This window comes from Magnetospirillum sp. WYHS-4 (assembly GCA_039908345.1).
Taxonomy (GTDB): domain Bacteria; phylum Pseudomonadota; class Alphaproteobacteria; order Rhodospirillales; family GLO-3; genus JAMOBD01.
Genome location: JAMOBD010000003.1, coordinates 20,405 through 32,327, shown reverse-complemented (window position 1 = coordinate 32,327; position 11,923 = coordinate 20,405). Strand labels below are relative to the sequence as shown.

15 protein-coding genes are annotated in these 11,923 nt (G+C 66.4%); 14 read left to right on the top strand and 1 reads right to left on the bottom strand.

The window, feature by feature from the left end:
• The first annotated feature begins 73 nt into the window (after positions 1-73).
• The 11 genes from H7841_02215 to H7841_02165 all read left to right on the top strand — a co-directional run bounded on the left by H7841_02215 (position 74) and on the right by H7841_02165 (position 9,673).
• Entirely contained in the window at positions 74-1,072 is a 999-nt protein-coding gene (locus H7841_02215) for an FAD:protein FMN transferase (GenBank protein ID MEO5335697.1), read from the top strand.
• Positions 1,073-1,076: 4 nt separating this feature from the next.
• Entirely contained in the window at positions 1,077-1,589 is a 513-nt protein-coding gene (locus tag H7841_02210; GenBank protein MEO5335696.1) for a SoxR reducing system RseC family protein, read from the top strand.
• Between the two features lie 12 nt (positions 1,590-1,601).
• Positions 1,602-2,183 (top strand): electron transport complex subunit RsxA, encoded by a 582-nt coding sequence (gene rsxA / locus H7841_02205; protein ID MEO5335695.1) that lies wholly within the window; start codon positions 1,602-1,604, stop codon positions 2,181-2,183.
• A 13-nt stretch (positions 2,184-2,196) separates the two neighbouring features.
• Complete coding sequence (locus tag H7841_02200) at positions 2,197-2,733, top strand: RnfABCDGE type electron transport complex subunit B (protein ID MEO5335694.1); 537 nt, start codon at positions 2,197-2,199, stop codon at positions 2,731-2,733.
• A 13-nt stretch (positions 2,734-2,746) separates the two neighbouring features.
• On the top strand, positions 2,747-4,204 hold the full coding sequence (rsxC, locus tag H7841_02195; protein ID MEO5335693.1) for an electron transport complex subunit RsxC: 1,458 nt from the start codon (positions 2,747-2,749) through the stop codon (positions 4,202-4,204).
• The gene (locus tag H7841_02190) at positions 4,201-5,310 is read left to right on the top strand and encodes an RnfABCDGE type electron transport complex subunit D (protein ID MEO5335692.1); all 1,110 of its coding nucleotides are present in this window, start codon (positions 4,201-4,203) and stop codon (positions 5,308-5,310) included. The genes rsxC and H7841_02190 overlap by 4 nt, the downstream gene beginning before the upstream one ends.
• Positions 5,307-5,906, top strand: a complete 600-nt coding sequence (gene rsxG, locus H7841_02185; protein ID MEO5335691.1) for an electron transport complex subunit RsxG — start codon at positions 5,307-5,309, stop codon at positions 5,904-5,906. Before H7841_02190 ends, rsxG begins: the two co-directional genes overlap by 4 nt.
• A complete protein-coding gene (locus H7841_02180) occupies positions 5,906-6,580 on the top strand; it encodes an electron transport complex subunit E (GenBank protein ID MEO5335690.1) in 675 nt (224 codons plus the stop codon). The genes rsxG and H7841_02180 overlap by 1 nt, the downstream gene beginning before the upstream one ends.
• A 10-nt stretch (positions 6,581-6,590) precedes the next feature.
• On the top strand, positions 6,591-6,881 hold the full coding sequence (locus H7841_02175) for an RnfH family protein (protein ID MEO5335689.1): 291 nt from the start codon (positions 6,591-6,593) through the stop codon (positions 6,879-6,881).
• Between the two features lie 85 nt (positions 6,882-6,966).
• Positions 6,967-8,442 carry an IMP dehydrogenase gene (gene guaB, locus H7841_02170; protein MEO5335688.1) on the top strand — a complete coding sequence of 492 codons (1,476 nt, stop codon included), beginning with the start codon at positions 6,967-6,969 and terminating at the stop codon, positions 8,440-8,442.
• Between the two features lies 1 nt (position 8,443).
• On the top strand, positions 8,444-9,673 hold the full coding sequence (locus H7841_02165; GenBank protein ID MEO5335687.1) for an RsmB/NOP family class I SAM-dependent RNA methyltransferase: 1,230 nt from the start codon (positions 8,444-8,446) through the stop codon (positions 9,671-9,673).
• Positions 9,674-9,839: 166 nt separating this feature from the next.
• Here H7841_02165 and H7841_02160 read toward each other — a convergent pair whose 3' ends face one another.
• Complete coding sequence (locus H7841_02160) at positions 9,840-10,196, bottom strand: hypothetical protein (protein MEO5335686.1); 357 nt, start codon at positions 10,194-10,196, stop codon at positions 9,840-9,842.
• Between the two features lie 102 nt (positions 10,197-10,298).
• On the opposite strand from H7841_02160, the gene H7841_02155 reads away from it, so the two are divergent.
• From H7841_02155 to H7841_02145, 3 genes are all read left to right on the top strand, one after another.
• Positions 10,299-10,619 carry a nucleotidyltransferase domain-containing protein gene (locus tag H7841_02155; GenBank protein MEO5335685.1) on the top strand — a complete coding sequence of 107 codons (321 nt, stop codon included), beginning with the start codon at positions 10,299-10,301 and terminating at the stop codon, positions 10,617-10,619.
• Positions 10,616-11,002 (top strand): HEPN domain-containing protein, encoded by a 387-nt coding sequence (locus H7841_02150; protein MEO5335684.1) that lies wholly within the window; start codon positions 10,616-10,618, stop codon positions 11,000-11,002. Before H7841_02155 ends, H7841_02150 begins: the two co-directional genes overlap by 4 nt.
• A 70-nt stretch (positions 11,003-11,072) precedes the next feature.
• Complete coding sequence (locus tag H7841_02145) at positions 11,073-11,921, top strand: hypothetical protein (GenBank protein ID MEO5335683.1); 849 nt, start codon at positions 11,073-11,075, stop codon at positions 11,919-11,921.
• Positions 11,922-11,923: the final 2 nt, after the last annotated feature.

Below are 11,923 nucleotides of genomic sequence, written 5' to 3'. Positions count from 1 at the left end.
CGAGGACGCTTTCCGAAAATTCCAAAAACCGGCTCGCGTCCGCACCACATCAACCGAGTCCGGGGTCTTGACCATGGCCGTTACCATCACCCGCCGCCGCGCGATCACCGTTTTGGCCGCCGCCGCCGGCCTGCCCTTGCTGGCCCACGTCCGCGGCGCCGAGGCCCGCTTGGTCCGCTGGGAAGGCACCACCCTGGGCGCGCCTTCCACCATCCAGCTCTATCATGAGGACGAGACCAAGGCCCGGGCCGCCATCGAAGCGGCGTTGGGCGAATTGAAGCGCCTGGAGGCGATCTTCAGCGTCTACCGCGCCGATTCGTCCATCTCGGCGCTGAACCGGGACGGCGTCCTGAACTGGGCCCCGGCCGAGTTCGTCGAACTGGTGAGCCACGCGCTCCGCCTGTCCGAACTCAGCGAGGGCGTCTACGACCCGACCATCCAGCCGGTCTGGCAGCTTTATTTCCGCCACTTCACCGCCGCCAACCCCGATCCGGCCGGTCCCTCCGCGGCCGACTTGGCCGCTGCCGTGAGCTTGGTGGGCTGGCAAGGGGTCGAGGTCGATGCCGGCGCGCGGCGCATCGCTTTCACCCGCCGCGGCATGGGCCTTACGCTCAACAGCGGTGCCCAGGGCTACATCACCGACCGCGTCGCCGATGTCCTGCGGGCCCACGGTTTCGACCGCATGCTGGTCGACATGGGCGAGCCTCGGGCCCTGGCGGCCAAGCCGGACGGTTCCGCTTGGCGCATCGGCATCGCCAATCCGGCCGATCCCAGCCGCGCCGTCACCCACCTGGACGTCGTGGATACCTGCGTATCCACGTCGGGCGGCTATGGGACGCTGTTCGACGATGCCGGCCGGTTCACCCACCTGATCGATCCGCGCAACGGCCGCACCGCGCCGGCCTTCGAGAGCGTCTCGGTCGTCGCCGATACCGCCACCCGCGCCGACGGCCTGTCCACAGCCATGCTGCTGGCGGCGCCCGAGAAGCGCCGCTCCCTGTTGAAGGCGGCCGGGGCCCGCATGGCCATCTACGTGACGCCGCAAGGCGTGGCTTCCACCGTCGAGGCCTGATTCGATGTACCAACCGGGCGATTCGATCCCCGATCCGCATGGTCAGGATACCGTCGAGGGCTTCGCCCGCGTGGTGTCGACGGAAGACGGCATGGCGTGGCTGGAGCCGGAACAGACCAGTTCCTGCGGCAGTTGCGTGTCGTCCAAGTCCTGCGGCATCGAGGCCGGCCATCCGCGCCTGATCGCCCGCCGCTTCGCGCTGCCCAACGATCAGGACCTCAGGGTCGGCGAGCGGGTGGTGGTCGGCGTATCGGATCGTGGCCTGCTGCAGGCCTCGGTGACTGCCTACGGCCTGCCTTTGCTGACGACCCTGGGCGCCGGCTTGATCGCGCAAAGGGCATTCGGCGCGGGCGACGCCATGGCGGCTCTGGCGGCGGCGGCCGGCTTGGCCGTCGGGATGCTGCTGGTTCACCTGCGTTCGCGCAGGCTGGCCGCCCGGGGCGAACTGACGCCCCATTTCATTCGCCGTGCCGAGGACGAAGGCCTGGGCGGCAGTTGTCACGGAACCGTTGGGTAAGGAACGATCCCGATGCAGGACATCATCTTGCTGATCGTAAGCGCGGCGTTGGTCAACAACGTCATCCTGGCGCGCTTTCTCGGCCTCTGCTCGTTCATGGGCGTCACCACCCGGGTCGACACGGCGGTGGGCATGGGTTTCGCCACGACCTTCGTTATTACCATTTCTTCCATGGGCGACTGGCTGATCGAGGAATACCTTCTGCTGCCCTACGGCCTGGGCTACCTGCGCACCGTGGCCTTCATCCTGGTGATCGCCTCGGCGGTGCAGCTGACCGAAGCCATCTTCCGCAAGTATTCGCCAACCCTGTTCAAGCTGTTGGGCATCTACCTGCCCCTGATCACCACCAACTGCGCGGTGCTGGGCGTGGCCCTGCTGCTGGTGGAACAGAAGTACGGCTTCATGGACAGTGTGGTCTTCGCCTTCGCGTCCTCGCTGGGCTACAGCCTGGTGATGATCCTGTTCGCCGGTCTGCGCGAGCGTGTCGCCCTGGCCGATGTTCCGCGCCTGTTCGCCGGTCCGCCCATCGGCTTCATCACCGCCAGCCTGCTGGCGTTGGCCTTCATGGGCTTTTCCGGCATGAGCACCCACTAGGAGGACCCGAACCATGTTGCTTGCCGTTGGCAGTCTGGCCGTCATGGGCGTCACCCTGGGTGGCCTTCTCGGTATCGCCGCCCGCCTTCTCCATGTCGAGGAGGACCCGCTCGAAGTCGAACTGGTCGGCATGCTGCCCGGGTCGCAGTGCGGCCAGTGCGGTTTCGTCGGCTGCAACCAGTATGCGGCCGCCCTGGCCCACGAGCACGCCCCCGTGACCCTGTGCGCTCCCGGCGGCAAGGCGACGGCGGAGGCCCTGGCCAAGCGCCTGGGGGTCAAGGCCGATCTGTCGGAACACGAGGATGTGGGACCGCAGTACGCCTCGATCAACGAGGATCTTTGTATCGGCTGCCTGCGCTGCATCGGCGAATGCTCGTCGGATGCCATCATCGGGGCGCCCAAGCAGATGCATACCGTGATGGCCGAGGCCTGCCACGGCTGCACCAAGTGTTTCCAGATCTGCCCGACCGAAGCCATTACCATGTGCAAGGTACCGGTGACGCTGAGCGCCTGGCATTGGGACAAGCCCCACCCGGAAGTGCTGCATTGAGGAGTGAACGGCGATGAAGTTGTTTCCCGTCCGCGGGGGCGTCCACCCCGAGTATCGCAAGGAGCAGACGAGCGAATGCGCCATCGTTCCCTTGCCGATGCCCGAGGCGCTTTTCCTGCCGCTGCAGCAGCATATCGGCGCTCCGGCCGAACCGGTGGTGTCCGAAGGCGATCGGGTGAGGAAAGGCCAGTTGCTGGCCCGCACCGGCGGGGCCGTATCGGCGCCCACCCACGCGCCGACCTCCGGCATCGTCAAGGCGATCACCGAGATTCCGGCGCCTCATCCGTCCGGACTGCCGCAGCCGACCATCGTGCTGGAGCCGGACGGCAAGGATGAATGGGTCGACCTGCCGGCCCCCATGGCCGATCCCTTCACCGCCGATCCGGCGGCCATCCGCCAGCGGGTGGCGGAAGCGGGCATCGTCGGCCTGGGCGGCGCGGCCTTCCCTTCGGCGGTGAAGCTCAACCTGGGTACCCAGCTCAAGATCGAGACCCTGCTGATCAACGGCGCCGAGTGCGAGCCCTACCTGACCTGCGACGACCGGGCGATGCGCGAATATCCGGACCAGATCGTCGATGGCGCCCGCATCATGGCCCATGCCCTGGGCGCGCCCCGCGTCGTCATCGGCGTCGAGGACAACAAGCCCCAGGCCCTGGCCGCCATGACCGAAGCCGCCAAAGCCTTCGCCAACGTCGAGGTGGTAGGGGTCCCGGCCCAATATCCGATGGGGTCCGAACGCCATCTCTGCCAGGCCATCACCGGCGAGGAAACCCCGGCCAAGAAGCTGACCGCCGACCTGGGCGTGGTGGTCCATAACGTGGGGACGGCGCGTGCCGTGCACCATGCGGTGCGTTTCGGCCGGCCGCTGATCTCGCGTGTGGTGACGGTGAGCGGCGGCGCCGTTGCGGCGCCCAAGAACCTGGAGGTGCCGCTGGGCACCCTGGTCTCCAAGCTGGTCGAGTTCTGCGGCGGTCTTTCCAGGCCGCCCCGGCGCATCGTCAACGGCGGCCCGATGATGGGCCAGCCGCTGCCCTCCTTGGAAGTGCCGGTGGTCAAGGGCACTTGCGGCATCCTGGCACTCACCGAGGCCGAAACCAACGAGAAGCCGTCCGGTCCCTGCATCCGCTGCGGCACCTGCGTCACCATCTGCCCTTGCGGACTGGTGCCGGTCGAGATGGCCGCCTACATCCGCAAGGACCATCTGGAAGCCGCCGCCAAGATCGGCCTCATGGACTGCGTGTCTTGCGGCAGTTGTTCCTACATCTGCCCGTCGCACATTCCCCTGGTGCATTACTTCAACTATGCCAAGGGTATGGTCAACGCCGAGGACCGCGAGCGGCGCAAGCAGGATACCGTCAAGGCTCTGGTGGAGGCGAAGGCCGCCCGCCAGGAAAAGGCCGCCCAGGCCAAACGCGAGGCCGCGGCGCGCAAGGCCGCCGAAAAGCAGCAGAACAGTGGGGCTCCGGCATGACCAGCTTCGTCGACAAGAGCGCACCCTTCATCCACGCGCAGACCAGCGTCCAGAAGACCATGACGACGGTGCTGCTGGCCCTGGTGCCGGCGACCCTGTTCGACGCTTGGCTGTTCGGCTGGCCGGCGGTGTTTCTCTACATCATCACCATCGGGTCCTGCATGGCTGTCGAGGCGCTGGTCCTGCAGGTGGCGGGCAAGCCTATTCAGCCGACGCTGTCCGACGGGTCGGCGGCCCTCACCGGCTGGTTGCTGGCCATGAGCCTGCCGCCCTGGGCCCCCTGGTGGATCGCGGTGCTGGGCGCCGTGTTTTCCATCGTTCTCGCCAAGCACTTCTTCGGCGGCCTGGGCCAGAACGTGTTCAACCCCGCCATGGTGGCCCGCGTGGCCCTGTTGGTATCCTTCCCGGTGCAGATGACCCTGTTCGTGGCGCCGCACCCGCTGTTCGCCGCCGGTTCTCCGGGCTTCCTGGAATCGCTGGCGATCACCTTCGGGGCCGGCACCTCCGACGCGGTCAGCGCGGCGTCCGCCCTCGGCTTCGTCAAGAATGAGCTGGCGCGCGGCATCCCGGTGGCCGAGACCCTGAAGCAGATGGGCCGCATCCCCGCCGACGGAGCCATGGCCGCCATTCCCGACATGATGGACCTGACCTGGGGCTTCAAGCCGGGCAGCATGGGGGAGACCTCGACCATCCTGATTCTGGCCGGCGGCCTGTTCCTGATGTGGAAGCGCATCATCTCCTGGCATATCCCGGCGACCGTTCTGGGCACCCTGTTCGTCATGGGTACCCTGTTCAACGGCGTCGATCCGGGCCGCTTTTCGCCGGGCTATTTCCACGTGGTGTCGGGCGCCTCGATGCTGGGGGCCTTCTTCATAGCCACCGACTATGTCACCTCGCCGGTGTCCAAGCAGGGCCAACTGGTGTTCGGCGTCGGTGTCGGGATGCTGACCTGGATCATCCGCACCTTCGCCGGCTATCCGGAAGGCATGGCTTTCGCGGTGTTGCTGATGAATTCCCTGACGCCGATCATCGATCAACACTTCCGTCCGCGCGCGTTCGGCCGCACCCGCAAGGGCGAACCTCTGCCGGTAAAGGGGGGCAAATGAACCAGCGCATGATGATCCACGGCGTGATCCTGGGGGCCTTCTGCCTCGGCTTCGGGATCGTGCTCGCCGCCACCGACATGGTCACCGCCGCGCCCATCGCGCAGCGGGCCCTGGAGGATAAGCAGAACTCGCTGACCGCGGTGATTCCGGCCAGCATTCACGACAACAATCCGGTGACGTCTTCCATCGCCTTGAAGACCGCCGAAGGCAAGGACATGACCGTCTACCGCGCCACCAAGGGCGGCAAGGTGACGGGCGTGGCTTACGAGATCGTCGGCCATGGCTACGCCGGCCCGATCAAGCTGATGCTGGGCGTCGACACCGAAGGACGGGTGATGGGCGTGCGCGCCCTGGCCCATAAGGAGACGCCGGGCCTGGGCGACAAGATCGAAGTGAAGAAAGGCAACTGGATACTCGGCTTCGACGGCCTGTTCCTGGGCAACCCGCCCAAGGAAAAATGGAAGGTCAAGAAAGACGGCGGCCAGTTCGACCAGTTTTCCGGTGCCACCATCACTCCGCGCGGGGTGGTGGGCGCCATCCGCGGCGGCCTGGAATATTTCGCCGCCAACAAGACCCAGTTGCTGGAGGTGCGGTGATGTCTGGCAAGTACACGACGATCGTCAAGGACGGCATGTGGGACAACAACGGCGTCCTTTGCATGCTGCTCGGCATGTGCCCCACCATGGCGATGACCACCAGCGCCACCAACGGCTTCGGCATGGGGCTGGCGACGGCGGTGGTGATGGCGGCCTCCAATCTGCTGGTGGCGATCTTTCGCAACTACATCACCCACGAGGTCCGCGTTCCGGTCTACATCCTGATCGTGGCCGCCATGGTGACCCTGGTCGATCTGACCATGAACGCCTGGATGCACGAACTCTACAAGGTGCTGGGCCTGTTCATCCCCTTGATCGTGTCCAACTGCCTGCCGCTGGCGCGCCTGGAAGCCTACGCCTCCAAGGAGCCGGTGCTGCCTTCGCTGATGGATGGCATCTTCATGGGCCTGGGCTTCACCCTGGCGCTCACCCTGATCGGCGCCATGCGCGAGATCGTGGGTTCCGGCACCCTGTTCGCCGACGCCTCGCTGCTGTTGGGCCCGGCCTTCAAGTTCATGGAACTGCGCCTTTTGCCTCCGGAATCCAACGTGCTGATGATGATCCTGCCGCCGGGCGGCTTTCTCGCCACCGGCCTTCTGATCGTCGGTAAGCGCATCCTCGATGTCCGCGCCGGGAAAGAGATTTCCATGGGCGGGGCGCACGCGGTCGGTTAAGGAGGCATCTATGAAGGTTGGAGTCGTCTACGCCAAGCCCGGCCGCCATGCCATGCTGAACATCGAAATCCCCGAAGGGGCGACGATCAAGCAGGCTATTGAAAAGTCCGGAATCCTGGGCCGGTTTCCCGAGATCGACCTGGGGACACAGAAGGTCGGAGTCTTCGGCAAGCCGTTGCCCCTGGAGACCGTGGTGGAGGAGGGGGCGCGGATCGAGATCTACCGCCCCATCACCGCCGACCCCAAGACCGTCCAGCGCCGTCCCAAGGCGACCGGTGAAAAGGGCGAGGCGGAGGCGTGATTCCGCCAGCGGCGGTGGTTGATGGCTCTTGGCAGGGGCCGGGCGTTGTGTATCATACCGGCCCGACCCCTCCAGGAGAGCCGCCATGAATATCCTCGAAGCCCTTACCTTCGACGATGTCCTTCTCGTTCCCGCCGAATCGGACGTGCTGCCGGCCGATGCCGATACACGCACGCGCCTGACCCGCAACGTGGAACTGGGCATCCCCCTGGTCTCGGCAGCCATGGACACGGTGACCGAAAGCGGCATGGCCATCGCCATGGCGCAGGCGGGCGGCATCGGGGTGATCCACAAGAACCTGGAACCCGGCGAACAGGCCGGCGAGGTCCGCAAGGTCAAGAAGTTCGAATCGGGCATGGTGGTCGATCCCTTCACCATCTCCCCCGAGGCGACTCTCGCCGACGCCCTGCGCATCAAGGAAACCCACAACATCTCCGGCATTCCGGTGGTCGAGAAGAAGACCGGCAAGCTGGTGGGCATCCTGACCAACCGCGACATACGCTTCGCCGACAACCTGGAGCAGCCGGTGCGCGAGTTGATGACTTCCAATGCCGGCGAGCAGCCTTTGGTCACCGTGCGCGAGGGGGTCAGCCGCGACGAGGCCAAGCGCCTTCTGCACAAGCACCGCATCGAGAAGCTGCTGGTGGTCGACGACGACTTCCGCTGCATCGGCTTGATGACGGTGAAGGACATCGAAAAGGCCCAGCGCTATCCCACCGCCTGCAAGGACGCCCAGGGGCGCCTGCGGGTGGCCGCCGCCACCGGCGTCGGCGAGCCGGGGCTCCGGCGGGCCGAACGGCTGATCGAGGCGGGTGCCGACGTGATCGTGGTCGATACCGCCCATGGCCATTCACGGGGCGTGCTGGAAGTGGTCCGCCGCATCAAGGCCTTCAGTAACGAGGCCCAGGTGATCGCCGGGAACATCGCCACCGCCGACGGTGCCAGGGCCTTGATCGAAGCCGGGGTGGACGCGGTCAAGGTCGGCATCGGACCGGGCACCATCTGCACCACCCGCATGGTGGCGGGCGTCGGCGTTCCCCAGTTCACCGCCGTGATGGAAGCCGCCCATGTCTGCCGCGATCTGGGGATTCCCGTGATCGCCGATGGCGGAATCAAGTATTCGGGCGACCTGGCCAAGGCCATCGCCGCCGGGGCGTCTTGCGTGATGATCGGCTCCCTGTTCGCCGGCACCGACGAGAGTCCGGGCGAGGTGTTTCTTTACCAGGGACGTTCCTACAAGTCCTACCGGGGCATGGGTTCGCTGGGCGCCATGGCGCGCGGTTCGGCCGACCGCTACTTCCAGCAGGACGTGGGCGACCGTCTGAAGCTGGTGCCGGAAGGCATCGAGGGCCGTGTGCCCTACAAGGGTCCGGTCGGCGCCGTCATCCACCAGATGGTGGGCGGCCTGCGCGCCGCCATGGGCTACACGGGCAACCGCAGCATTCCGGACATGCAGACCCGCTGCCAGTTTCGCCGCATCACCACGGCGGGGTTGCGGGAAAGCCACGTGCACGACGTGACCATCACCAAGGAAGCGCCCAACTACCGTTCGGGCGATTGAAGTGACGCCGGACGCGCGGCTGCAGGCGGCCATCGAGGTGCTGGCCGAGGTCGAGGCGTCGCGCCGCCCGGCCGACCGGGTGCTGGAACTCTATTTTCGCGCCCGCCGCTACGCCGGCGCCAAGGATCGCCGCGCGGTGGCCGAAGGCGTCTATGGCGTGCTGCGCCGCCGGGCCCGGCTGGACTGGTGGCTGGAACGCCTGGGCCTGCCCGGCGAGGCCCGGACGCGGGCCCTGCTGGCGGCGTCCCTGGACGGCTATCCCCTCGACTTCCAGGGCGCCCACGGGCCCTCGCCGCTCTCGGATGCCGAACGGGCGCTGGCCGGGGTACCGGCTATCGACCATCCGGACATGCCCGAAGCCGTAGCCCTGGAATGTCCGGCCTGGCTGGAGCCGCCCCTGCGGGATGCCTTCGGGCCCGATTTCGCCGCCGCCTTGCGGGCGCTCAACCGGCCGGCACCGGTCGATCTGCGGGTCAATACCCTGAAGGCCACCCGCGAAGCCGCCCGGGCCGCTCTCGCCGCGGAAGGGGTCGAGGCCTTCCCCACGCCGCGCTCGCCCATCGGGTTGCGCCTGGCCGAACCGAAGGCCCTGGGTAGCCTGGGGGCCTTCCGCGAGGGCTTGGTGGAGGTGCAGGACGAGGGCTCGCAGTTGCTGGCCCTGGCGGTCGGGGCTGCGCCCGGCATGACGGTGGTCGACTACTGCGCCGGGGGGGGCGGCAAGACCCTGGCCCTGGGGGCCGCCATGGGCAACCGGGGACGCCTGATCGCCTGCGACAGCGACGGCCGGCGCCTCGCCAAGCTGGATGACCGCCGCCGCCGCGCCGGCCTCGGCATCGTCGAGACGTGGGTCCTGGACGGCACGGCGCCCGACCTGGCGGCCGACCGGGTCCTGGTCGACGCCCCCTGTTCCGGCACCGGCACTTGGCGCCGCGCCCCCGAGGCCCGCTGGCGCCTCGATGCCGCCGCCCTGGCGGCGCTCCGGGAGACCCAAGGCCTCATCCTGGACCGGGCGGCGGCTCTGGTGGCGCCGGGGGGATGGCTGATCTATGCCACCTGTTCGGTTCTGGCGGCGGAAAACGAGGACATCGTCGCCGCCTTCCTGGCCGCCCACCCGGATTTCGCCCTGCATCCCGTCGACGCGGCGACTCCCCACCTCCGCCTGGCCCCGCACGCCACGGGAACGGACGGGTTCTTTGCGGCGGTTTTGCGGTTTGCGGCGAACCGCTTATAATCGAGCCATGGATCGCGAAACCGCTATCGCCGAACTGAAGGCCCGCGAACGTCTTCTCCGCGCGCGGGGGGTGCGGTCGCTTTTCGGTTTTCGATGTTATCGGCATCAAACAGTTCCTGGAGGATGAACTCCAGGTTCCCGTGGACGTAACCACAAGGGGTTCGCTTCATCCGCGTCTCAGGGATCGGATCGTCGCCGAGTCGGAGCGGATATTCTGATGGCCGTTCGTTCGATCCGCTTCCGGCTCGAAGACATGGCGGAATCCCTTGCCCGTATCCACGAATATCTCAAGACCGAGCCCCTGGATTCCTTCGAAGCGAATCCCCTTGTCTACCGGGCTGTGGAACGGGAGCTTGAAATCGTGTCGGAAGCGAGCCGGCACCTTGGCGACGACATCAAAAATCAGCATCCGCGAGTCGCATGGCGGCGCTTGGCCGACATCGGGAACGTGCTTTGTCATGCCTACCAGTCGATCGAACCTGAACTTCTGCGCAAGGCGATCCGGGATGACCTTCCTGCCCATCGCCGATGCCGGCCCCTTCATGCGACGGGAACGGACGAGTTCTTTGCGGCGGTGCTCGCAAGGCGGTAGGATGGTCCCCCGTTTCCAGATAGGATGGCCGGCATGGACAGGGACGGCGACCCTCTCGATTTGATCCGCCGATTCCGGCAGCGGGCCGAAGCGGCCCTGCCGGGACGGGTGGTGGAGGTCGTTCTGTTCGGATCGCGGGCCCGCGGGGAAGCCGCCGCCGATTCCGACTGGGATGTCGCCGTATTCCTGACGGGTCAGCCAGGTTCCGCCGAACGACGGACGCTGTCCGATATCGCCTACGACTTGGTGGTCGAAACCGACCACTACATCCAGCACCTTCCGCTGCCGGCGGATCGTCGCCATGACGATACCCTGCTACTCGGCCATATCCGGCGGGACGGGATCGCCCTATGAGCCCTGAAATCGCCAACCGCCTCGCCAAGGCGCGACGCTTTCTGGACGAGGCGGAGAGAGCGGATCCCGCCACAAGTCCCCTCAGCATCGTCCACGACTGCTACTATGCCATGTTCCATATGGCTCTGGCCGTGCTTGCCGAGCGGACCGGCTCGATTCCCGTCCGCCACGGCAGCGTTATCGGGGGATTCGGCCGCTTGGTCAAAGACATGGGAGAAGAAGCCAAACGTCACGGACGTTCCTTCAATGATCTCCAGGAGCTTCGCTTGGTCTCCGACTATGCCCCCGAGAGCACCCCGACCGAAGACGATGCCTTTCAGGCTCGCCAGGCAGCCCAGGCATTCCTGGTCTTCTGCAGCGGACTCCTGGACGGCGGAAAGTGATTCATTTTCTTCCGTGTCCGCCGTCTCATCTGCTAAGGTGTCGTGCGAAGATTTCCGGAGGTCGAGAGCCGTGGCCATCCAGTTCACCAATCAGGTACCCACCGATCTGGCCGAGCACTTCATGGAGTGCGGCAAGCTGGGGCGTTACCTGACCGTCTACGACGAAAGCCGTTTCGTCATCACCGACGATTTCGGCGAACGCCATCAGGTGCTACCGGCCGCCGCCGCCATGGCGACCATTTGTTCCAAGGATCTGCTGGTGGCCCAGGCCGCCCTGATGCCGCTGGCCCGGCGGGCCGACCGCAGCTCGAGCCGCGACAAGGGCCGCTTCGAGGAATTGTTCCACCTGATCGAGCAGCAGGCCTTCTCGACCGAGGTTCGCGAATCCGCCCACCTGATGGTGGAATCCGGCTTCCGCATGGCCCGAATCAAGGCCATCGAAGCCGAACTGGGCGGCAAGATCACCCCGGCCCGCAAGCGCTACCTGACCTTCCTGGTCATCGTCCGCCAACTGACCGAAGGCAAGGTCTCGGCCGGCGCCTTCCGCGACGAGTTCATGGACTTCACCTACGCGGTGGCCGGAAAGCTGGATTTCGGTATCTACAGCTTTTGCCTGGACCGCATCTTCGGCAACGTCCGCATTCCGCTTAGCGCCAAGCAGATGCTGGTCGACGAGATCTTCAAGTACCCGCCGCTCATCCGTCGCGAATTGCTGACCAACATCCTGGTCACCAATGCCCAGCAGAACGAGTTGGGGGACCATGTTCGGGCCTGTATTCGCCGCGACCTTGACGAGAACGTGGCGATGGAGGTCTACCTCCTGGAGCAACTCAAGCTTTCCCGCCTTTCGGTCAACCAGATCGAGGACATGCTGGCCCGTCCCGCCAGCGCCGCGGTGGCGGCGTCCGCTTCGTTCTGATC

Excerpts from the sequence above, each read along its gene's own strand:
- H7841_02210 (MEO5335696.1), top strand. The coding sequence starts at position 1,077 with ATGTACCAACCGGGCGATTCGATCCCCGATCCGCATGGTCAGGATACC.
- H7841_02160 (MEO5335686.1), bottom strand. The coding sequence starts at position 10,196 with ATGGGCAGGAAGGTCATCCCGGATCGCCTTGCGCAGAAGTTCAGGTTC.
- guaB (MEO5335688.1), top strand. The coding sequence starts at position 6,967 with ATGAATATCCTCGAAGCCCTTACCTTCGACGATGTCCTTCTCGTTCCC.
- H7841_02215 (MEO5335697.1), top strand. The coding sequence starts at position 74 with ATGGCCGTTACCATCACCCGCCGCCGCGCGATCACCGTTTTGGCCGCC.
- H7841_02190 (MEO5335692.1), top strand. The coding sequence starts at position 4,201 with ATGACCAGCTTCGTCGACAAGAGCGCACCCTTCATCCACGCGCAGACC.
- H7841_02150 (MEO5335684.1), top strand. The coding sequence starts at position 10,616 with ATGAGCCCTGAAATCGCCAACCGCCTCGCCAAGGCGCGACGCTTTCTG.
- H7841_02180 (MEO5335690.1), top strand. The coding sequence starts at position 5,906 with ATGTCTGGCAAGTACACGACGATCGTCAAGGACGGCATGTGGGACAAC.
- rsxC (MEO5335693.1), top strand. The coding sequence starts at position 2,747 with ATGAAGTTGTTTCCCGTCCGCGGGGGCGTCCACCCCGAGTATCGCAAG.
- H7841_02155 (MEO5335685.1), top strand. The coding sequence starts at position 10,299 with ATGGACAGGGACGGCGACCCTCTCGATTTGATCCGCCGATTCCGGCAG.
- H7841_02175 (MEO5335689.1), top strand. The coding sequence starts at position 6,591 with ATGAAGGTTGGAGTCGTCTACGCCAAGCCCGGCCGCCATGCCATGCTG.
- rsxG (MEO5335691.1), top strand. The coding sequence starts at position 5,307 with ATGAACCAGCGCATGATGATCCACGGCGTGATCCTGGGGGCCTTCTGC.
- H7841_02200 (MEO5335694.1), top strand. The coding sequence starts at position 2,197 with ATGTTGCTTGCCGTTGGCAGTCTGGCCGTCATGGGCGTCACCCTGGGT.
- rsxA (MEO5335695.1), top strand. The coding sequence starts at position 1,602 with ATGCAGGACATCATCTTGCTGATCGTAAGCGCGGCGTTGGTCAACAAC.